Annotated in this window: 17 protein-coding genes; 6 read left to right on the plus strand and 11 right to left on the minus strand. The window is 67.9% G+C overall.

Translation table 11 applies throughout. The annotated features are described in order from the left end of the window. Positions 1–109: 109 nt before the first annotated feature. From BLT60_RS01700 to BLT60_RS01710, 3 genes are all read right to left on the minus strand, one after another. Positions 110–2,284: a primosomal protein N' gene (locus BLT60_RS01700; protein ID WP_090874912.1), complete on the minus strand. Its 2,175-nt coding sequence runs from the start codon at positions 2,282–2,284 to the stop codon at positions 110–112. A 101-nt stretch (positions 2,285–2,385) separates the two neighbouring features. After that, positions 2,386–3,417: a nucleotidyltransferase family protein gene (locus BLT60_RS01705; protein WP_342028557.1), complete on the minus strand. Its 1,032-nt coding sequence runs from the start codon at positions 3,415–3,417 to the stop codon at positions 2,386–2,388. A 116-nt stretch (positions 3,418–3,533) separates the two neighbouring features. After that, complete coding sequence (locus BLT60_RS01710; RefSeq protein ID WP_090874477.1) at positions 3,534–4,727, minus strand: coiled-coil domain-containing protein; 1,194 nt, start codon at positions 4,725–4,727, stop codon at positions 3,534–3,536. A 191-nt stretch (positions 4,728–4,918) separates the two neighbouring features. Here BLT60_RS01710 and BLT60_RS01715 point away from each other — a divergent pair, with 191 nt between their 5' ends. Continuing rightward, positions 4,919–7,075 carry a polyprenyl synthetase family protein gene (locus BLT60_RS01715; protein WP_175478244.1) on the plus strand — a complete coding sequence of 719 codons (2,157 nt, stop codon included), beginning with the start codon at positions 4,919–4,921 and terminating at the stop codon, positions 7,073–7,075. A gap of 6 nt (positions 7,076–7,081) precedes the next feature. Here BLT60_RS01715 and BLT60_RS01720 read toward each other — a convergent pair whose 3' ends face one another. After that, positions 7,082–7,528, minus strand: a complete 447-nt coding sequence (locus tag BLT60_RS01720) for a hypothetical protein (protein ID WP_139167733.1) — start codon at positions 7,526–7,528, stop codon at positions 7,082–7,084. Positions 7,529–7,553: 25 nt separating this feature from the next. Next, positions 7,554–7,928 (minus strand): DUF6152 family protein, encoded by a 375-nt coding sequence (locus BLT60_RS01725; protein ID WP_090874480.1) that lies wholly within the window; start codon positions 7,926–7,928, stop codon positions 7,554–7,556. A gap of 194 nt (positions 7,929–8,122) precedes the next feature. Between BLT60_RS01725 and BLT60_RS01730 the strand changes: the two genes are divergently transcribed. Continuing rightward, positions 8,123–9,322 (plus strand): hypothetical protein, encoded by a 1,200-nt coding sequence (locus BLT60_RS01730; RefSeq protein ID WP_139167734.1) that lies wholly within the window; start codon positions 8,123–8,125, stop codon positions 9,320–9,322. 334 nt (positions 9,323–9,656) lie between these two features. On the opposite strand, the gene BLT60_RS01735 is transcribed toward BLT60_RS01730, so the two are convergent. Further along, positions 9,657–9,926: a hypothetical protein gene (locus BLT60_RS01735; RefSeq protein ID WP_090874482.1), complete on the minus strand. Its 270-nt coding sequence runs from the start codon at positions 9,924–9,926 to the stop codon at positions 9,657–9,659. Then, positions 9,926–11,593 (minus strand): formate--tetrahydrofolate ligase, encoded by a 1,668-nt coding sequence (locus tag BLT60_RS01740; protein WP_090874483.1) that lies wholly within the window; start codon positions 11,591–11,593, stop codon positions 9,926–9,928. The genes BLT60_RS01735 and BLT60_RS01740 overlap by 1 nt, the downstream gene beginning before the upstream one ends. A gap of 233 nt (positions 11,594–11,826) precedes the next feature. On the opposite strand from BLT60_RS01740, the gene BLT60_RS01745 reads away from it, so the two are divergent. Then, positions 11,827–12,792 (plus strand): hypothetical protein, encoded by a 966-nt coding sequence (locus tag BLT60_RS01745; protein ID WP_090874484.1) that lies wholly within the window; start codon positions 11,827–11,829, stop codon positions 12,790–12,792. Positions 12,793–13,268: 476 nt separating this feature from the next. On the opposite strand, the gene BLT60_RS01750 is transcribed toward BLT60_RS01745, so the two are convergent. After that, positions 13,269–14,588, minus strand: a complete 1,320-nt coding sequence (locus BLT60_RS01750; RefSeq protein WP_090874485.1) for an amidohydrolase family protein — start codon at positions 14,586–14,588, stop codon at positions 13,269–13,271. A gap of 128 nt (positions 14,589–14,716) precedes the next feature. Here BLT60_RS01750 and BLT60_RS01755 point away from each other — a divergent pair, with 128 nt between their 5' ends. The 3 genes from BLT60_RS01755 to BLT60_RS01765 all read left to right on the plus strand — a co-directional run bounded on the left by BLT60_RS01755 (position 14,717) and on the right by BLT60_RS01765 (position 17,404). Further along, the gene (locus BLT60_RS01755; RefSeq protein ID WP_090874486.1) at positions 14,717–15,673 is read left to right on the plus strand and encodes a tyrosine recombinase XerC; all 957 of its coding nucleotides are present in this window, start codon (positions 14,717–14,719) and stop codon (positions 15,671–15,673) included. 378 nt (positions 15,674–16,051) lie between these two features. Next, the gene (locus tag BLT60_RS01760) at positions 16,052–17,056 is read left to right on the plus strand and encodes a DMT family transporter (protein ID WP_244521102.1); all 1,005 of its coding nucleotides are present in this window, start codon (positions 16,052–16,054) and stop codon (positions 17,054–17,056) included. Positions 17,057–17,155: 99 nt separating this feature from the next. Next, on the plus strand, positions 17,156–17,404 hold the full coding sequence (locus BLT60_RS01765; RefSeq protein ID WP_090874487.1) for a hypothetical protein: 249 nt from the start codon (positions 17,156–17,158) through the stop codon (positions 17,402–17,404). Positions 17,405–17,761: 357 nt separating this feature from the next. Here BLT60_RS01765 and lpdA read toward each other — a convergent pair whose 3' ends face one another. From lpdA to odhB, 3 genes are all read right to left on the minus strand, one after another. Further along, positions 17,762–19,162 (minus strand): dihydrolipoyl dehydrogenase, encoded by a 1,401-nt coding sequence (gene lpdA, locus BLT60_RS01770; protein WP_090874488.1) that lies wholly within the window; start codon positions 19,160–19,162, stop codon positions 17,762–17,764. Positions 19,163–19,223: 61 nt separating this feature from the next. After that, entirely contained in the window at positions 19,224–19,463 is a 240-nt protein-coding gene (locus BLT60_RS01775) for a hypothetical protein (protein WP_090874489.1), read from the minus strand. 25 nt (positions 19,464–19,488) lie between these two features. Continuing rightward, a complete protein-coding gene (odhB, locus tag BLT60_RS01780) occupies positions 19,489–20,727 on the minus strand; it encodes a 2-oxoglutarate dehydrogenase complex dihydrolipoyllysine-residue succinyltransferase (RefSeq protein WP_090874490.1) in 1,239 nt (412 codons plus the stop codon). Positions 20,728–20,751: the final 24 nt, after the last annotated feature.

Here is a 20,751-nt window from a genome sequence, read left to right on the forward strand (position 1 = left end):
AGGGCAACATGGCCAGACGCCTAGAATCCGGTCGACTTGTCGCGGTGCAGCGAAAGTCGCCTCCTTTGCCTGCACCGGAGGCAAACCCGGGCGCGCCCGATCGCCTCGATCACATGAAGCTCTGCGGGTCGATATCGATCTGCACCCGCAGGTTCCCGCGCGGACGCGGTGCCGCCGCCAGCCAGTCGCGCAGGAACGTCTGGATATCCGTATTGCGCGGCGCCTGGACCAGCAGCCGGAACCGGTGCCGGCCGCGGATCACCGCCAGCGGCGCCTCCGCCGGCCCCAGCACCTGGATCGATTCGGCCCGTGGCTCGGCCCGCCGGAAGGCGCCCGCATAAGCCTGGGTTTCGCCGCGGTCGATACCGGAGATGACGATGCCGACCAGCCGGCCGAAGGGCGGCAGACCGGCCGCCCGCCGCGCCGCGATCTCGCTGGTGTAGAAGGCCTCGCGGTCGCCGGAGACGATCGCGCGGATGACCGGATGCTCGGGCGCATAGGTCTGGAGCAGCGCCCGGCTCGCCCCGCCGGCCCGCCCGGCCCGGCCGGTCACCTGGCTGAGGAGCTGGAAGGTCCGCTCCGCCGCCCGCATGTCGCCGAAGGCCAGGCCGAGGTCGCCGTCGACCACCCCGACCAGCGTCAGCAGCGGAAAATTGTGCCCCTTGGCGACCAGTTGGGTGCCGATGACGATATCGACCTCCCCCTTGGCGATCGCCTGCAGGTCGAGCCGCAGGCGCTGGATGCCGCCGGCCATGTCGCTCGACATGACGATGGTCCGCGCTTCTGGAAACCGCGCCGCGACCTCCTCGGCCAGCCGCTCCACCCCGGGACCGACCGCCACCAGACTCTCGGTATCGCCGCAGTTCGGACAATGGTCGGGCCGTGGCTCCGAGTGGCCGCAATGGTGGCAGAGCAGCGCCCCGCGAAACCGATGCTCGACCAGCCATGTCGAACAGTTCGGGCACTGGAAGCGATGACCGCAGGTCCGGCAGAGCGTCAGCGGCGCATAGCCCCGTCGGTTGAGAAAGAGCAGCGCCTGCTGCTTCTGCTCCAGCGTCTCGGCCACCGCCGCGACCAGCGGCGGCGACAGGAACCGCCCGCGCTCCGGCGGATTTGCCCGCATGTCGATGGACGCGATCTCCGGCAGCTTCGCCTCGGCGTAGCGATCCGACAGCACGATCCGCCGGTAGCGCCCCGAATCGGCGTTGACCCGGCTTTCGATCGACGGCGTTGCCGAGGACAGCACCAGCGGGAATCCGGCCAGCTTCCCCCGCACCACCGCCATGTCCCGCGCATTGTAGAAGACGCGATCCTCCTGCTTGTAGGCGAGGTCGTGCTCCTCGTCGACGACGATCAGGCCAAGCTCCCTGAACGGCAGGAACAGCGCCGACCGCGCCCCGATCACCGCCCGGATCGCGCCCGTCGCCACGCCGCGCCACACCCGGTCGCGCAGCCGCGGCGCGACCTCCGAATGCCATTCCGCCGGGGCGGTGCCGAAGCGTGCCGCGAAGCGTTCGAGGAAGGCCCCGGTCAGCGCGATCTCCGGGATCAGGATCAGCACCTGCCTGCCCGCGTCGAGCGCTGCCGCGACCGCCTCGAAATAGACCTCGGTCTTGCCCGAGCCGGTAATGCCGTCGAGCAGCGTCACCGAGAAGCCGCCATCGGCGACCGCCTTGCGCAATGCGTCCGCCGCCGCCTGCTGCTCGGTATTCAGTACCGGCACCGCGTGATGGGTGTCGGGCGGCTGCGCCACCGGCCGCGCCGGCATCGCGACCGCCGCCAGCGTCCCCGCCTCGACCAGCCCGGCGACCACACCGGTGCTGACCGACGCCGCGGCGGCCAGGCCCGATTTCGACCACGCCCCGCCATCCTCCAGAACCGAAAGCACCCGCTGCCGCGCCGCCGTCATCCGCTCCGGCGGCGGCCCGGCAAGCCGCACCCCGACGATCGGCGGCTCCGGCTCCAGCCCGCCGCGCGCCCGCAGCACCATGCGCAGCACCATGCCCCGCGTCGTCAGCGTGTAGTCGGCGATCCAGTCGACAAAGGCGCGCAGGTCCTTGAGCAGCGGTGGCGCGTCGAGTTTCTCGACGATCGGCCGAAGCCGGTTATGCCCGATCTCCGCGTCCGGCGGATCGTCCCAGACGACGCCGATCACGTCGCGGGTGCCAAGCGGCACCGCGACGATATCGCCGGGCGCGACCGTCAACTCGGCCGGAACGCCATAGCTGTAGGTCCCGGCAACGGCGACGGGCAGGAGGACGGAAACCGTCTGCGCGGCAGGCACCTTTTCTCCGAATCTTCGATTGTCGGGCTCGATTCCCACGCCGACGATGACCGCCCGGCCCTTGAAAGAAAAGCCCGAACGGTCAAACCACGGCGCGCTGCCTATCGACCGCTCTCCTGGATCAGCCTGGCCGAGACCGGGGAGCGCTCGAGACTTCGCCCGATTCGTTCCCGCCAGCGAGGACCCCGCTCCATCGCATCCTCGAAAGCCGCCGAAAGATCGCTCGGCCGGTCCTCGGCGAGAATCGCGATGAGGAGTTCCGCCTGCATAAGATCCTTGGTCGCCTTGGCGCGGTCGGGACCATTGCGGCGCCGGTCCGAGACAATCAGCTTGTGGATGGCGAAGCGCTCTGGCCGCGGCACCCGAACGAGGATGCCGTCGCGATAGACGGCTGCGGCGGGAATCGGTTCGGCGATAAGGTAATTGAGATGGTGCAACGATTGCGCGCTGACACCGAGCGCCGCCAGGTCGCGAATTCCCTCGCTTTCCTGAAATGATGGCGTCAGGAATTCGATCAGCGATTCGCCATTGCGCTGCTTCCAGCGCCAAACCTTGCCGCGATCCAGGCTCGGCACCGAAGTGAACTCGAAATCACCGAGAACCTCGTCAAGCGATTGCAGAACGGTGTCGTCCAGCGCGAGCGACAGCTTCTCGAAGCTCGCGATGTCGATGTCATTCGTCGTCGCCGCCTGATCGAGGGAAAGGCGCAATCCAAGTTCCCCCTCGTAGACGCGGAAAGCAACGGTGCCGACCAGCACACCGCCAAGACGAAAAACGCCGACCTTTGCCAGAGCGGCGACGAGACTTCCCGTCTTGCCATCCATGCCCAGGAAGCGCTCGCCGCGCAGGAGTCGCACCAGCCGCGCTCGCTCGGCCCGTCGCGAACTTTCTGCCTGCTTCAAGATCGCGGATTGCTGGATGCGGACGCGCAGCGCATCGGAATCCTCGCCGAGGTAGCGCTCCTTCATGTCGGAGCCAATCCGGTAGCGATCGTACCAATAGGTTCGCCCGCCGCGGATCCGGGATGTCGGCTTCCCCCGGATATCGGAAACGGCGTCGTCGAGGAGCAGCGAGACCAGATCGTGGTAGGCGGCCTGCGCTGTTAATGAATGTCGGCGAACGATTTCGGCCAAGGCTTTTTTGCCACGCAATAATATTGTTGCGTGGCAAGCTTATCAACATCGGCTTGCCACGCAAATATTTTTTTGCGTGGCAAAGATCTGAATCCCCGACGATCGCGCACCGCCACCTACGCGCGGGCCGCCGGCGGCATGTCGGTGAACAGGTCGCGGGGCGGCTTCTTGAGCCAGGCGGCGATGATCGCCTGCTCCTTCTCCGGCACCGGCGCTTTCTCGTCGATCCAGCTGTTGAGGATCTCGCCGGAGGTGCCGAGCGCATTGGCCAGTGCCGGCTTTTCCTTGGTCACCATGAATTCCTTCACCCGGTAGGCCCAGCGCTCCGGCCCGCCCTGCGGGCTGGCCGAGAACCAGTTGCGGCCGGCCGTCTGGATGGTGTCGAGCGCCTGTTCGGCGAGCAGACCGGAGACGATGCCGAGGAAGGAGACGAAGAATGGACTGAGCGCCGCGCCGGATCCGGTATCGGCCGGCGTCGATACGATCAGCACGCCTGCCTTGGCCAGGATATAGACCGACAACGCCGTGATCGCCCCGAGGAAGGGCCGGAAGACGTAGTAACCGACCCGCTTGACGATGCTGAGGCGCGTCGCCTCGCGGTCTCTTCGTCGGTCGAAATAGAGTCGCGTCAGGTGGATCGTCCCGCCGAGCGCCCCCATCGACAGCACGAGGATCACCGTCAGCACCTCCGGCGGCAGCGACGAGAGGTCGGGCACGATGCCGAAGATCTCGTCGTCATTCTCCTCGATATTCCGGAAGAATTTCAGAGCGCTGATGAAATCGCCGACGATCGGGTCGAGCGGCTTGGTCTGGAAGACGAGGACGTGGCCGAGCTGTTCGGTCGCCGTCGTCAGCCGGGTATCGAGGACGTTGATTTCAGCCTGCTTGAGATCGATGAGCTTGCCGAAGGCGATGACGTCCTCCTGGGAGCTCTCGTCGTCCTGGCGCATGTTGTGGAGTTTCTTGTTCATCTCCTCGAGATCGTAGCGCGCCGTCCACAGCCGTCCCTCGACATCGTCGACCAGCCGCTCGGCCTTGATCCAGTTCGTATAGATCTGCGCGACCGCCCACAGCGGCAGCGACTTGCCCTCCTCGGCCCGGTAGGCGCGGATCGAGTATTGCAGCTGGTGGGCGCCGAGCGACAGCACGACGAGCGAGACGAACACGACGTAGAGAAGCACCAGCCACAGCCCGGCATGGCCGAGGCCGATCCCGGCAAAGACCGAGCCCGGCGCCCGCTCCTCGGGGCGCGGCTCAGGCGGCGGAGGCGCCGTCGGGTCTGCTGTGTCGTCAGGTCCACGATCGGTCATGTCGCTACCGATGTCTGAGGTCTGCCGAGGTCACGGCCCGGATGGTAGACTGTACCGGGAATTGCGCAGGATTTGAACCACACGCCGATTACGGTGGTTAAGCCGCCGTTTCTGCCGGGAGATTAAGCCATTACTTTCCCCGGTCGCTGCGATATCAGATGATCCTGCTTAATGCCGGGGGGCATCGTTTCGTGAATCCAGATCTTTCGCCGCGCCGGGAGGCATCGCTCGAGTGGTGGTTCGTCCACGGGCATGTGACAAGCGCGACCGTCGGACGCCGGCAGTTCATGTTGTCCGTCTTCCGGCAGTCCCCGCGTCCGGAGGATGCCGACGGCCACATGCTGCTGCTGTCGGTCTACGACGAGGCCACCGGCAGGCACACCGCCACCAGCCACGTCTCGCCGGAACTCGTCGATCATTTCGTCGCGACCGCCGGTGATGAACTGGAAGAGGCCGGTGTCGATCCGAACCTGATCGCCGCCTACACCGCCGAGATCGCCCGCGACGGCGTCCCGTCGCCGATCCGGTTGTTGCCGGACCCGGTCGCCATCGCCGCGGACCCGCTGCGCCTGTCATGGGGCGACCTGTCGCTGGCCCATCGGGGCGACGACCTGACGTTGGGTTTCCGCATGCCGGATACCGGCACGCTCTGCGACCTGCGCCTGACGCCTGAAGCCGCCTGGCTGCGCGAGCCCGAAGGCGACGGCCCCCGTCCCTTCGGCGCGATGGCCTATGAGAGCTGCCCGCGCCTTAGCCTGACCGGCGTGGTCGATGGCGCCGCCGTCACCGGCGAGGCCTGGATCGACCATCAGTGGGGCGACTATGGCTGGCTGAAGACCCGCGACGACGGCGGCGACATCCTCGGCTGGGACTGGCTCGGCATCAACCTCGCCGATGGCGCCGACCTGATGATAGGCGTCCGCCGCAACATGCGCACCATGGAACCGGTCAGCCGCTTTGCCGTGCTCTATGCCCCCGGCGCGCCGCCACGGATGGTCGACGATGTCGACCTGACCGAGCGGCGTCGGTGGCTGAGCCGGCGATCGATGATCGACTACCCGGTCGAATGGGACATCGCCATTCCGTCGCTCGGCGTCGACCTCGTCTTTAGCCCGGCAATCGACGACCAGGAGATTCCGGTCTTCGGCGTCATCAACGGCATCTGGGAGGGTGTCGGCCGTGTCGAAGGCACCGTCGGCGGCAAGCCCGCCACCGGCCGCGCCCGGCTCGAACTCAACGGCTACGGCTTCGCCCTCGACACCGAGGCGTGGCAGCGCCGCTGGGTCGACCGCATCGACGACACCCTGCGCACCTTCCTCCCCGAACGCCTCGACGACCGCCAGCTCGCCGCCTATGTCGGCGCGCCGCGCTGGTCCTTCGACTGCGGCGCGCAGACCGAGATGCTGGCCACCCCGGTCTGGGACCTGATCGGTCGCGGCGGCAAGCACTGGCGTCCGGTCTACGGGCTGATCCTGCTCGATGCGCTGGGCATCGACGTCGCGCCCTACGAGACCCTGATCTCGGTAATTCCCGAATTCGTTCATAACGGCTCGGTCATCGTCGACGATATCGAGGACGGGTCCGAGACCCGGCGCGGCGAGGCGACCATCCACCGTCGCTACGGGCTGCCGACCGCGATCAACGCCGGCAACCAGCTCTACTTCCTCCCCCTGCTCGCCCTGTCGGAGCACCCGGAGCTGACGCCGGCACAGCGCGACGAGATCTACCGGGTCATTGTCACGATGTTCGTCCAGGCCCATCTCGGCCAGGCCCAGGACCTCCACTGGTCGCGCCCCGGCCATCCGCGCGGCGACGCCTTCTGGCGGTCGGAAGACCTCGCCGGCCAGATCCTCCAGGCCCATGCCTACAAGACCGCCGCGGCCGTCCGCGTCATCTCCGAGATCGTCTGCATCATCGCCGACGCGGACCCGGCGCTGCGCGCCGCCTGCACCCGCTTCGGCGAGAGCTGGGGCGTCGCCTTCCAGGTGGTCGACGACGTCAACAATTTCACGAAGGCGCCGCGCTGGGGCAAGGTGCGCGGCGAGGATATCGCCGCCGGCAAGGCGAGTTACGTCACCCACAAGGCGATCGCTCGCCTCGACGGCGACGACCGGGCGCGACTGATCGCCATCCTCGACGACACGGACCTGAGAATGTCCGAGGCAGGCCTCGCCGAGGGCATTGCACTGGTCGAGCGATCCGGCGCGCTCGAGGCGGCCCGCGCCGACGCCAAGGCGCTGGTCGAGGCCGACTGGCCGTCTTTCGCCGCCGCGCTGCCGCCGACCCAGTCGAAGATCATGCTGCGCATCTTCGTCACCAATCTGCTCAGCCTGCCCTTCGAGATGTAGCTGGGCTCAGCCGACGAAGGCGATCAGCCGGCCGCAGAACAGCACCCCGGTCCACAGCACCAGCGACGCCGCCCCGCCGATAATCAGCACGCGGTCGGCCTCCGCCCGATGCAGGGATCGCCGCCTGAGCAATGTCGCATTGGCCAGCGCCAGAACCAGCAGCGCCATCTTGAGCTGGAAGACCGGGTTGCCGGCATAGTCGTGCGGCTTGACCGAGAAAAGCAGCAGCCCGGCGGCGACTGCCAGCAGGATGCCGGTGACGGTGAAGGGGATCAGGAAGCGCGCCACCGTCGACAGCGGCACCGATCGCCCGATCCCGAAGATCCGCGCGTCGAGCACGATGATGGTGCCGACCGCCAGCGACACGCCGAGAATGTGCGTGGCGTTGATGAGCGGGTAGACCCAGCGCGACCCGCGGATGAAGGCGGCGATGTCGGACGATCCGATCGCCACCAGCAGGCTTTCCATGCCGCCGAGGCTACGAGCCGACGCGGTCGGGGTAAACGTCGTAATTGACGCCGTCGATGGTCAGCCGTTCGGCCTTCATCTTCAACTCGTCCGGATCCGCCGAGCGCTGGCCGAGCGCGATCACCTCGTCGCCGACGGCCGCGACACCCTCGACGAAACCCGCCGCCGCGGTGCGCGACGGCGGCGCCAGGTCGACATGCCAGAGCTCGCCCTCCGCCATCACCTTCAGCGTCGCATGCGGGTTGCCGAGGTAGATTTCTTCGATCGTCCCTTCGAGCACGAAGTCGCCATCGTCCGTCCAGAACCACCCGTGATGGGCAAGCGCAGCGCCACCGGCGGCGGCAAGCGCCACGACGGCCAGGACCGTTGTCGAAAGGGTCTTCATCGCGGGGTCTCCTTGTTTCGCCGGCCTGCCCGGCCTTGTCACAACTTGGGCCACCGCCGCCGATCGGCAACCCCCGCCCCGTCACGGACCGCAGGCCCGCAGTGTGACCGGCTTCGCTTGCCCAGACCACCGACTTCAAGGTTGGATAACCCGGTCGCGAGGTGGCAAGCGGCGAGGCGGTGGGGGAGGCAGTCATGACAAAGCCGATCCAGGAGGTGCTGGACGCATTCGAGCCTGCGCTGGCGGCGCCGGTTCCCGACTACGACACCCTGATCGGCCTGTTCCGTGCGCTGGTGGTGCCCGCCGACGTGACGGCCGGCGACCTGACCCGGCTCTATACCGTCTGCTACCGCCTCCTCGGCATCGCGACGGCCGGCCCGCCTGTCCCGCTCGAGCCCCACCTGTCCGAATGGCGCGCCGGACACCTTGTCGCCGTCGCCGCCGACGTCGTCGAGCGGACGATGGTCGATCGCAACGCCACGACCCGCGCCTGGATCGCCCGCCGGATCGAGCGGTTGCGCGCCCGCGGCCGGCCGATTCCGGAAGGTCTCGACGACAGCCAGCTACCGCCGCGCCTCGTCATCCCCTTCGACGCGCGGACTGCGGCCGAGCGCATCCGGCCCTATCTCGACCGCCAGGAAGCAAACCTCGCCACGGAGCCCGCCGGCCACTTCAAGTTCTGCTGGGACGTCGCGCGCCTCGGCTATCCGGTGTTCCAGCCGATTGTCCATTGCTGGGCCGAGGGGCTCGAGGCGCGGGGGATCGGCGTCCCCGGCACGGTCGCGGCCATCGGCACGGCGGGCATCCTGCTTGACCGGGCCGAAAAGGCCGAGCCGCTGTCATGGTCCGAATGCCAGCGCGATGTGCTGCCGCTGCTCGACGATCCCCACCCGATGGTGGCGGCGGGGGCCGGTCGCTGGCTCGGTGCCTTATGCGCGGCCGGCGTTCTCGGCTATCCCGACGCGCCGGACCTCGCCACGCTGCTGAACCGTCTCGCCGAACACCCGGTCAACCGCGCAGCGATCGCCGGCGGCTTTGTCAACGGCTTCGACACGTCGGGCCGGGGCCTCGCCTCCCTAACCGACGACGGGAGACTTGCGGCGGCCGGCTTCGATCTCGACGACTGGATCGTCGCCTGCCTGGCACCCGACGACACGCCCCCCTACATCCCCAACGCCCAGGCGCTGTGGTTCCACGTCCACGAGCACTACGCCGCCGATCCGGCGTTCGTCGCCCGGCTCATCGACCATGGCCACGCCTGGATTGCGATGATGTGCGCCACCGAGATCGACGATCCCGTCGAGGGCATGGGCCCGGTGCTCGAACGCCTGGCCGCCGACCCGGCCCCGGACGTCGCCGGGACCGCGCGCCGGCACCTCGCCCGTCATTACTGATGGCGCGGAAACCAGCGGACGCGCGTCGCGTCGATCGGCCCGTGAAACCAGGCGGTCTACTGGATGGTAAGGTAGGGAACGGCCAGGACGGCGGTTGCGATCAGCGTTGCGACAACGAAGCCGCAAAGTCTCAGGAAAATACTGCGCATTTGCCCCCTCGTGTCGGGCTTCGGCCGTGCCGGCCCGACAATCCGTTCCACCGGCTTGTTGATTCGCCGGGCCCGCTATTCGCGCGGGCGGGAGGCTCATACCACACGCCGGACTCGCCGCAACGCCCCCGGACGCAAGTTCGTCGCAGCGTGACCTTTTTGCCGATTCGGCCGGACGCAGCGCCTCAGCGTTGCAGCACACTCCGGATACCGGCTCGGGCCAGGAAGAAGACGCCGCCAAGGGCGAGAAGCATCGGCAGGCCGGTGAAGACGGTTGTGAGCAAGACCATGTTCGCGCCGTTCGCCGCATGCTGGGCAAGCGACGAGGTGCACGCGACACTCTCCCCGCTTTGCGTGCAGCCGCCAAAGGCCGTCGCCGCGGCGAGAGCGACGATGCTGCCGGCGACCACCGCCAGCGCGACATAGCAGACGATGCGGAAAATCTTGCCCGCCATCAGAACAGCCCCTCGACATTCCCGTCCGCGTCGAGGCGGATCGCTTCCGCCGCCGGGCGGCGCGGCAGGCCGGGCATGGTCATGATCGTCCCGCAGATGACGACTATGAAGCCGGCCCCGGCCGACAGCCGCACCTCGCGGATCGGCACCGCATGGTTCGACGGCGCCCCCATCAGCGCCGGATCGGCCGAGAAGGAATACTGCGTCTTGGCCATGCACACCGGCAGGTCGCCATGGCCCGCCGCCTCGAAACGGGCGAGCCGGTCGCGGATCGCCTTGTCGGCGACCACCTCGCTCGCCCCGTAGAGGCTGACGGCGACGGTCGAGATCTTGTCGAGGAGCCGCATGCCGTCCGGATAGAGCGGCGCGAAATCGGCCGCGCCGGAATCCGCCAGCCCGACCACCGCCTCGGCCAGTGCCTCGGCGCCCTTGCCGCCATCGGCGAAGTGGGTGCAGACGATCGCCGTCGTGCCTTCGGCCTCGGCCGCCGCCTCGACGGCGCGGATTTCCGCCTCGGTATCGGCGGCGAAGCGGTTGATCGCCACCACCACCGGCACGCCGTAGCGTTTCACGTTCTGCAGGTGGCGGGCGAGGTTGACCGCCCCGCGCGTCACTGCCGCCGCGTCCTCGCTGCCGAGGTCGCCACGCGCCACGCCGCCATGCATCTTCAGCGCCCGCACCGTCGCCACCACCACCGCCGCGTCGGGCCGCAGCCCCGCCTTGCGGCACTTGATGTCGAAGAATTTCTCCGCCCCGAGATCGGCGCCGAAGCCCGCCTCGGTCACCACATAGTCGCCGAGCTTGAGCCCGGCCCGCGTCGCCGCCACCGAGTTGCAGCCATGGGCGATGTTGGCGAAGGGCCCGCCATGGACGAAGGCCGGGTTGCCTTCCAGCGTCTGCACCAGGTTCGGCGCCAGCGCGTCCTTGAGCAGCACCGCCATGGCGCCGTCGGCCTTGAGATCCTTCGCCGTCACCGGTTCGCCGTCGCGGGTCTCGGCAACGACGATCCGCCCCAGTCGCGCCACCAGGTCGTCGAGGTCGGTGGCGAGGCAGAAGATCGCCATCACCTCCGACGCCACGACAATGTCGAAGCCGTCCTCGCGCGGAAACCCGTTGGCGATGCCGCCGAGCGACGAGACGATGCCGCGCAGCGCCCGGTCGTTCATGTCGACCACCCGCCGCCAGGTCACCCGCCGCGCATCGATGTCGAGCGCGTTGCCCCAGTAGATGTGGTTGTCGACCATCGCGGCGAGCAAGTTGTTGGCGGCGGCGATCGCCGCGAAGTCGCCGGTGAAGTGGAGGTTGATCTCCTCCATCGGGATGACCTGCGCATGGCCGCCGCCGGCCGCCCCGCCCTTCATCCCGAAGCAAGGCCCGAGCGAGGGTTCCCGCAGGCAGATCACCGCCTTCTTGCCGATCCGGTTCAGCGCGTCGCCGAGCCCGACGGTGGTCGTCGTCTTGCCCTCGCCGGCCGGCGTCGGCGAGATCGCCGTGACCAGCACCAGCTTGCCCTGCGGCCGATCGAGCCCGGTCAGCCATGGCAGCGCGATCTTGGCCTTGTGCGGCCCGTAGGCGAACACCGCCTCCGCCGGAATGCCGAGCCCGGCCGCCACGTCGGCAATCGGCCGTGGCTTCGCCGCGCGGGCGATCTCGATATCGGTCGGCATGTCAGTCCCCCCGGATGGCGTGATGGCGCGACCATGAAGCCCCCGGCAGGCCTTGCCAAGCCCGCCGGAGCCGTGCCGAGGCCAATTCCGGACGTGTTTCCACAGCGCACCGGGCCGCCGGCGCACTTCGCCCTGCCCGACCGATGACGCCCGGCGCGACACCGGCATCATCCTTTCCGGTTGACGACCGGCGGCGGTGTGCCGAAGTTGAGGTCGCAGATTCTGGAGCAGACATGACCATTTTTCGCGAAGCCGACCGCCCCCTGACCGACGACGAGATCGGCGACTGGCTGCGCGACCTGCGCGGCAAGCCCTATTCGATCGAATCCGGCTTTGACGTCACGTCGGTCTTCAGGGCGCGTCTCGGCGCCGCCGACACCTTCTATTTCGCCGGCGTCAATGTCGAGAATCCGGATCACCGGGTCAGCACCCATGGCGAGGAGGGCGCGATCGCCGCGATGGTCGTAGCGCTCGGCAGGAAGGCCGAGTTGGTCGAGGGCTGGGTGATGGGCGCGCCGCGCGGCCTGGAAAAGGGCACCGACAATCCGCTCGGCAATGTCGAGGTCTCCTGCTGCGGCAAATGCCGCCAGCAGATTGCCAATTTCGCCAGCGAGGACGTCGTCATCCACTCGGTCGCCCTGAACGGATCGGCCTCGACCACCACCATGGGCCGCTACCTCCCCGACCAGTTCAGCTTCCGCCAGTTCCGCCCCGCGGCCGCCGAGGACGACGCGACACTGCCGCCGGCCCCGACCGCTGCCGAGATCGAGCAACGGCTGGTCCGCACCGGCCTGGCGCCGACATCCGCCGAAATCTTCGATTGGCTCCGGTCGCTGGAATCGGCCAATGCCGCGTCCGGCACCTCGGACGCCGTCGTCCTCAAGCTGACGGACGGCACGCTGGTCGCCGGCGTCAAGATCGAGGAAGCCGCCTTCCAGGACGTCAACGCCATCCAGTGCGCCGCCGCCATCGCCAACGCCGCCTTCGGCCGGATCACCGTTACCGAAATGTGGTCCTTCTCCCAAGGCTACCCGGGGGACCCCGACGATGCCTTCGTGACACCACAGCTATCGGCCCTGCAAACCCTGCTGGAATTCGCGGAAGACCCCGACATGCCGATTCACCTGTTCAACAAGGCCGGACAGCAGCGCGACACGACCCTCGCCGAGGCAGCGCACAAGGCCCTGACGCCCACCTGATCGCGCCTCCGCCCAGGCGATTGCCAGTTCCGCGCCATCACGGCCCACCCGCTCATCCCCGCGCAAGCGGGGATCCCGTTTCCGCCGCTCCAGAACCGACCCACCGTCATGGCCGGGCTTGGTCCGGCCATCCACGTCATGACGGGCATGCCAACGCCACACGCTCTCGGAAGCGGCACCGCGATGGCATGGATGCCCGGGTCAAGCCCGGGCATGACGGGGGTGTGTGCCCGATCGAAAGCGGGTCGTTGCGCACACCCCGCCATCCTGAGGCGCTCGATCGCCCAGGCGATCGGGCCTCGAAGGACGCTAGACCGCGCGACCGCCGCTCCACCTCGTCGCATGGTGAAGTCCACCAACGTCGCCCTGGCTTATCCTCCCCCGTTTACGGGGGAGGGGGACCATGCGCAGCATGGTGGAGGGGGCGCACGCCCCTCCCCGCGCGAAGATCCATCACAACATCAGCAGCGCCACGCCTACTCCGCCGCCTCCCGCCGCTCCACGCCCCGCCTCTCGCCCAGCCGGTCCTTCACCAACCGCCCGCCGATCATCACCGCTTCGATCCGGTCAAAATCCTGGAGCACCCGGATGTCGGCCAGCGGGTCGCCGTCGACGATCAGCAGGTCGGCCAGATACCCTTCGCGGATCTGGCCAAGATCCTCGCCGCGCTGCATCAGTGCGCCGCCGTGCTTCGTCGCCGCGACCAGCGTTTCCATCGGCGAGAAGCCGACGAAGTCGACGAAGTGTTCGAGGTCGCGGGCGTTGGTCCCCATCGGGTTGGTGACGAAGGCGCCGTAATCGCCGCCCGGCAGGACGCGGACGCCGCGCTTGTGGAGATCGCGCATGCAGGCCCGCGTCGTCTCCAGTTCCTGCTCGAGGCTGGCATAGCGCGACGCCGGCCACTTGAAGCCGTAGTCGGCGGCCTCGCGCAGCATGGTCAGCGGCAGGCCAAGCGCCGGTGCGACAAAGACGCGATCCTTCGCGGCCTCCAGCATGTCGCGCGCCTCCTCGTCGGCATGGACTGCGTGGTAGATCACCTGCACCCCCTGCCGGACGCACATCTTGACGCCCTCGGAACTGGTGCAGTGGGCCGAGACCATCAGCCCGCGCGGGCGCGCCACCGCGACCACCGCCGCGACCTCTTCCTCGGCGATCACCGTCGTCTGGTCGTCGGCATGCATGTGGCCCCAGTCGCGGTCGCCGGAAACGTTGACCTTGAGGTTGTCGACGCCGTCGCGGGCGGCCAGCCGCGCCGCCTTGGTGAACTCGTCCGCGCCGTCGGCGGTGATCGCGAAGGCAAGGCTGCGGGGAAGCTGCAGGTAGTTGGTGTCGATGTCGCCGAGGTTGCCCGAGGGCGAGATCTCCTGGCTGGCAGCGCGGATGCGCGGGCCGGCAAACAGGCCGGCGGCAATCGCGTTGCGCACCGCGACGTCGAGCCGGGGCTTGGCGGCGGCGGCGCTGTAGAGGCTGGTGAAGCCGCGCTCCATCAGCATCTGCGCGTTGGCGAGCGAGATCAGCGCGTGGTCCTCCGGCTGGATCGCCACCACCGCCTCCATCGAGACGATATCGTTGAAGGAGATATGGCAATGCGCCTCGGTCAACCCGGGCATCACCGTGCGGCCCGTGCAGTCGATGACGGTTGCGTCGGCAGAAGCGCCTCGAGTCGGACCGGCGCTAGCGCCATCCTGTCGCGTCACCGCGACGATGCGCTCGTCGACGATGTCGATCGTGGCCAGGAACGGGTCGACGCCGCTGCCGTCGATCACCCTTGCATTGACCATCGAGATTGTCGTCATCGTTTCCTCCCCGGCATTTTTCGCGTGAAACCTCCCATGGCCCCGGTCGATTGGGAAGGGCCGCGCCACGGTTGCGACTGGCGCCAATGTTAACCCCCCGTTAACCGGACTGGCGCGGGTATGATGGCATGGTGAAAGCGAAACCCACCGACGCCCCCCTCGTCATTGCCCGGCCCGACCTGATGAAGGCGGTCGAGCGCTGGCGGCGGCATCTGGCCCAGGAGCGCCGGCTGGCGGCGAATACCGTCGAGGCCTATGCCCGCGACGTCGACCAGTTCCTCCGCTTCCTCACCGGCCACCTCGGCGAACCGCCGAAGCTCGCCGACCTTGCCGACATGCGGGTCTCCGACATCCGCGCCTTCCTCGCCGCCCGCCGCAACGGCGGCGCCGGGTCGCGGACGGTGGCGCGTGGCATCGCCGGGGTGCGATCGCTGATCCGGTTCCTCGAGCGGGACGGGACAGCCACGGGCGCGCCGTTCCGCGCCGTCCGCCCACCCGCCCAGAAGCGTTCGCTGCCCCGTCCGCTGCCGCCCGAGGCCGCTTCAAAGGTCGTTTCGCTCGACCAGGCGCTCGACGAGGAGCCCTGGATCGCGGCGCGAAACACCGCGATTTTCGCCCTGCTTTACGGCGGCGGCCTGCGTATCTCGGAAGCGTTGGCGCTGAAACGGTCCGAGGCGCCGCGAAACGCCAATGAGGCACTGCGCATCACCGGCAAGGGCGGCAAGCAGCGGATCGTCCCGGTCCTGCCCGCCATCTCGGCCGCCGTCGCGCACTATCTCCGGCTCTGTCCGTACACGCCCGGCCCCGATTCACCACTGTTTCTCGGCGCCCGCGGCGGCCCGCTCAACCCGCGCATGGTCCAGCGCGCCATGGAGAAATTGCGGTCAGCCCTGAACCTTCCCGACACCGCCACGCCGCATGCGCTGCGCCATTCCTTCGCCACGCATATCCTCGCAAGCGGCGGAGATTTAAGGGGAATCCAGGAACTCCTCGGCCACGCCAGCCTGTCGACAACCCAGGTCTATACCGAGGTCGACACCGACCGCCTGATGGCCGCCTTCACCGCCGCCCATCCCCGGGCGTGACAGGGTTGGGACACCGGTCCGTTTCACTGAACAGCCGATGAACCGCCGCTTCAGGCCCGCTTCACCGCGTGAATCCTAGAGTGCGGGCGAATGAAGGCGCCCTCCCTCGCCTCCATTCTCTCTCCTCCCTGACCCAAACTCCGGGCCCGCCCTAACCGGCGGGCCCTTTTTTGGACTGGCGTCGGCCGCCGGTCGTGGTAGACAGACGCCATGATGACGGCCCCGAAAACCCTTTGGCTTATTTGCCTTCGCGCCACGCGCGACGGGACCGGCGTCTGACCCCAGGGACGACCGGCCGGCGCGCGAAAGGTTTCGCGCCGGGCCTCACGATCACCGCCGCGATTGCCCGAACCGCCGACCGCAACGGAAGCGATCGCGATGGCCATCAACACACCGACGCCCACCCCGGCAAGCGCCGCCACCGAGGCGCCGCCCCTGCCGCTCACCACGCCGGCGCCAACCCAGTCCTACGTGCGGATGGGGTATGTCTTCGCCGCGGTCGGGGCGCTGCTCTTCTCGACCAAGGCGGTCATCATCAAGCTCGCCTACGCCGAGACCATCGACGCCGAGACGCTGCTCGCCCTGCGCATGGCTTTTGCGCTTCCGTTCTATATCGGGATTGGCGGGCTCTCGATCCGCGACCGGAAGCGGAGCGGCCAGGCCCTGCCGCCGGCGCGGCAGGTGGCCGGGGCAGCGGCGGTCGGGCTGCTCGGCTACTGGTTCGCCAGCTACACGGACTTCCTCGGTCTCGAATACATTTCCGCCCAGTTCGAACGACTGATCCTGTTCACCTATCCGCTGTTCGTCGTGATCTTCGGGGCAATGTTCTTCCGCCAGCCGATCCGGCTCAGGGCAGTTGCCGCGATCGGCATCAGCTACGCTGGCCTGGCGGTGATCTTCAGCGAGAAGGTCTCGACCTTCGGCCATGACGCGACCCTCGGCGCCGGTCTGGTGCTGGCCGCCGCGATCTCGTTCGCGCTCTATCAACTTCTCGCCAAGGACCTGATCGCCACGATCGGCCCGCGTCTGTTCACCTGCATCGCGATGAGCGGCGCGGCGGTCGGCGCGTTTGCCCAGTTCCTGTTCACCCACGCTCCCGCCGACCTGATTGTCACGCCGACCCTCTATGCCTATGCCTTGCTCATCGCCATCGGAGCGACCGTCCTGCCGTCCTTTTTCCTCAACGCCGCGCTGCACCGCATCTCCGCCCAGGCAAACGCGACAATCGGGACATTGTCACCGGTGATGACGATCCTGCTCGCGGTGCTGATCCTCGGCGAGAAGCTGACGCTGATCGATGTGGCCGGGACCGCCCTGGTTCTCGCCGGTGTTGGGTGGTTCACCCTTGCCGACCAGGCGGCGCGGCGTCGTGCCGGAGCCTGATCGCGCGGTTGTGATGATACGAGGCTTCCCGCCTGAACCGATCAGGCATACGCTGCCTGGGCGTCGGCAACGGTCGGCGCATCAACACCGGAGGACCTGATGAAAATCGTATCCACCTCCGTAACCGCGCTCACCGCCTTCGGCATCATCGCCGGCGCCAGCGTCGCCGCCTCGGCCTGTGAATGGCACAAGAGCCATGTCACCGCAGCGGCAAGGCCGGCCCCGGTCAAGGAGGAGGTCGCCGCCCCTGCGACCACCATCGATCCGATGCAGATTGCCGATATGGGAGGCGAGGCGCTCGTGCCCCGCAAGCCCGAAGTAGAAGCTCTCGAAGCCGCAGCGAAGTAACTACGACCTGGCACCATGGTAACGTTTGGAAGCGTCGGCGGCAAAGCCGGCGCTTCTGACGTTTCGGTGAACCGCCCGCCCCGTCGGTCACGGGCCCGAGAGTCCGGCCGCAGGGATGCGGCACCGGTCGACGCCATCCCCGCACAAGGGACCACTGGAAAGCCGCGAGCCGGATGCCGACGACATCCGCGCTCTTGAGCAGAGCGACCACGACCTGCCCCACGACATCATCTACTCGCTGCGCAATTCGATGGTGTCGGACGCCTGTCGCCGCATCCACGGCCTGCTCACCCTGACCCTCCTGGCGCCGAGGCTACGCGAGCAACTTGAGAGTGGCCGCCTGCCGCCGCCAACCGTTCAGATGTGGATCGGCTTGAACCAGGCGGCGAGCGCCGCTTCTTTGACCGCTTCCGACAGCGTCGGATGGGCGTGGCAGGTGCGGGCGAGATCCTCGGCCGCGCCGGCGAATTCCATCAACACCGCCGCCTCGGCAATCAGTTCGCCAGCAAAGGGGCCGACGATGTGGACGCCGAGCACCTTGTCGGTCTTGGCGTCGGCGAGCACCTTGACGAAGCCGTCCTTCTCCAGCATGGCCCGGGCGCGGGCATTGGCCGAGAAGGGAAACTTGCCGGCCCGGTATTCGACGCCGGCATCCTTGAGTTCTTCCTCGGTCTTGCCGACGGAGGCGATCTCCGGGTGCGTGTAGACGACGTTGGGGATGACGCCGTAGTTCACGTGCCCGGCCTGACCGGCGACGATCTCGGCAACCGCGACGCCCTCGTCCTCGGCCTTGTGGGCGAGCATCGGCCCGCGGACCACGTCGCCAAGCGCGTAGATTCCAGGGACACTGGTCTGGAAATGATCGTCGATGGCGATGCGGCCGCGTTCGTCCATCGTGACGCCGGCTTCCTCGAGTCCCAACCCCTCGGTGAAGGGCCTGCGGCCGATCGAGACCAGCACGATGTCCGCCTCAAGCGTCTCGGCATCGCCGCCGGCGGCCGGCTCGATCGTCACCTTGAGGGTATCGCCGGAGTCGTCGACCGACGTGACCTTGCTCGCCAGCTTGAAGGCAATGCCCTGCCTGGTGAAGATCCTCTGCGACTGCTTCGCCACCTCGCCATCGAGGCCCGGCAGGACACGGTCGAGATATTCGACCACCGTCACCTCGCTGCCGAGGCGCCGCCAGACCGAGCCGAGTTCGAGCCCGATCACACCGGCGCCGACAACGATGAGCCGCTTCGGTACGCTGTCGAGCGCAAGCGCCCCGGTCGACGAAACGACGCGCTTCTCGTCGACGGTCACGCCGGGGAGCGGTGTCGATTCCGAGCCGGTGGCGATGACGATCGCCTTTGCCTCGACCGTCTGGCGTTCGCCATCCGCGCCGGTCACGGCGACCTTGCCCGGCCCGGCGACGGCGCCATGGCCCTTGATCCAGTCGATCTTGTTCTTCTTGAACAGGTATTCGACCCCGGAGGTGTTCGATTCCACGACTGACGACTTGTGCGCCATCATCGCCGGGAGATCGAGCTCGGGCGTCCCGACCTTGATGCCGAAGGTAACGAAATCGTGCCCGGCCTTCTGGAAGAGCTCGGACGCATGCAGCAGCGCCTTGGACGGGATGCAGCCGACATTCAGGCAGGTGCCGCCGAGCGTTCCGTCCTTCTCGACCACCGCGACCTTGAGGCCGAGCTGGGCGGCGCGGACGGCGCAGACATAGCCGCCCGGGCCGCTGCCGATGATGGCGAGATCATAAGACATTTGAAGCTTCCCCTGCCGGTTGTCTCTCGTGAAGCCGGTATGGGTTGTCCGGCGTCGATGTTCAAGCGCCCGTGCGACAGGACAGGTCTGCGCCAGGCGCCCGGCGCCTGGCATGCCGATCCGCCGCGCGGGCAGCAAACTGTCCCGCAATCCCGATCGCGAGGCCGACGCCGGCAAAGACCGACGCGGCGACATAAGGATCGCCGAGGTCGCGGCGGAACAGTGCGACGAAAGCGGCGAAGAAGAGGATCGCCGCCACCAGCATCGTGCCGTAGGCAAGGTGATGGCCGGTTTGGGTCATGAGCGTTCCCCGCTCCGGCGCGCGATTAGAGATCGAGCACGAGCCGCTGCGGATCCTCGAGGCTTTCCTTGACCCTGACCAGGAAGGTCACCGCCTCGCGGCCGTCGACGATGCGGTGATCGTAGGACAGCGCCAGATACATCATCGGCCGCACCTCGACCTTTCCGGCGACGACCATCGGCCGCTCCTGGATCTTGTGCATGCCGAGGATGCCGGACTGCGGCGCGTTGAGGATCGGGGTCGACATCAGCGAACCGTAGATGCCGCCGTTGGTGATCGTGAAGGTGCCGCCCTGCATCGACTCGATCGACAGCGAGCCGTCACGGGCGCTGCGCGCCAGGTCGCCAATTTCCTTCTCGATCTCGGCGATCGTCATCGTATCGGCATCCCGCACGACCGGAACGACAAGGCCGCGCTCGGTGCCGACCGCGACACCGACGTTGTAGTAGTTCTTGTAGACGATATCGGTCCCGTCGATCTCGCCATTGACCGCCGGCAATTCCTTCAGCGCCTGCACGCAGGCCTTCACGAAAAAGCCCATGAAGCCGAGCTTGACGCCGTGCTTCTTCTCGAAGAGATCGCGATATTCCGACCGGATCTTCATCACCGCGCCCATATCGACCTCGTTGAAGGTCGTCAGCATGGCGGCGGTGTCCTGCGCCTCCTTGAGGCGGCGGGCGATGGTCTGGCGAAGGCGGGACATCCGCACCCGCTCCTCGCGCGCCTCGTCGTCGGGAGCGGACGGAGCGCGGGCGGCGACAGGCTTCTTGGCGCCGCCGTCGGCCGCGGCCAGTGCGTCACCCTTGGTGATCCGGCCACCCTTGCCAGTGCCCTCGATCGATGAGGCTTCAAGCCCCTTCTCCGCGATGATCTTCGCCGCCGAGGGAGCCGTCCCCTCCGGAGCCGAAGCCTTGTCCGTCGGCGGCTCGCGCAGCTTGGTGACTTCCGGACCGGCGTCGATCGGCGCCGGATGATCGGACTTGGCGTCCGGGTGCCCGGCCGCGCCGTTGCCGTCCGATGCCCCCTCGCCGGCGGCGATCGCACCGAGGAGAGCGCCAACCTCTACCGTCTCGCCATCGCCGACCGAGATCGACTCGATGACCCCGGCGGTCGGCGCAGGCACCTCCAGGGTGATCTTGTCGGTCTCGAGTTCGACCAGCGGCTCGTCGACCTTGACCGGGTCGCCGACTTTCTTCAGCCACGTCCCGACCGTCGCCTCGGTCACGGACTCGCCTAGGGTGGGGACCCGAATTTCCGTCGCCATCGATCTCTCCTGGCCGTCGTGTTC

Origin of the sequence: Bauldia litoralis, from assembly GCF_900104485.1 — a bacterium.
Taxonomy (GTDB): Bacteria; Pseudomonadota; Alphaproteobacteria; order Rhizobiales; family Kaistiaceae; genus Bauldia; species Bauldia litoralis.

Bases quoted from the DNA above. Each gene is read 5' to 3' on its own strand.
- BLT60_RS01710 (WP_090874477.1), bottom strand. From the start codon at position 4,727: ATGACCGATCGTGGACCTGACGACACAGCAGACCCGACGGCGCCTCCG.
- BLT60_RS01725 (WP_090874480.1), bottom strand. From the start codon at position 7,928: ATGAAGACCCTTTCGACAACGGTCCTGGCCGTCGTGGCGCTTGCCGCC.
- BLT60_RS01730 (WP_139167734.1), top strand. From the start codon at position 8,123: ATGACAAAGCCGATCCAGGAGGTGCTGGACGCATTCGAGCCTGCGCTG.
- BLT60_RS01735 (WP_090874482.1), bottom strand. From the start codon at position 9,926: ATGGCGGGCAAGATTTTCCGCATCGTCTGCTATGTCGCGCTGGCGGTG.
- BLT60_RS01740 (WP_090874483.1), bottom strand. From the start codon at position 11,593: ATGCCGACCGATATCGAGATCGCCCGCGCGGCGAAGCCACGGCCGATT.
- BLT60_RS01745 (WP_090874484.1), top strand. From the start codon at position 11,827: ATGACCATTTTTCGCGAAGCCGACCGCCCCCTGACCGACGACGAGATC.
- BLT60_RS01750 (WP_090874485.1), bottom strand. From the start codon at position 14,588: ATGACGACAATCTCGATGGTCAATGCAAGGGTGATCGACGGCAGCGGC.
- BLT60_RS01755 (WP_090874486.1), top strand. From the start codon at position 14,717: ATGGTGAAAGCGAAACCCACCGACGCCCCCCTCGTCATTGCCCGGCCC.
- BLT60_RS01760 (WP_244521102.1), top strand. From the start codon at position 16,052: ATGGCCATCAACACACCGACGCCCACCCCGGCAAGCGCCGCCACCGAG.
- BLT60_RS01765 (WP_090874487.1), top strand. From the start codon at position 17,156: ATGAAAATCGTATCCACCTCCGTAACCGCGCTCACCGCCTTCGGCATC.
- lpdA (WP_090874488.1), bottom strand. From the start codon at position 19,162: ATGTCTTATGATCTCGCCATCATCGGCAGCGGCCCGGGCGGCTATGTC.
- BLT60_RS01775 (WP_090874489.1), bottom strand. From the start codon at position 19,463: ATGACCCAAACCGGCCATCACCTTGCCTACGGCACGATGCTGGTGGCG.
- odhB (WP_090874490.1), bottom strand. From the start codon at position 20,727: ATGGCGACGGAAATTCGGGTCCCCACCCTAGGCGAGTCCGTGACCGAG.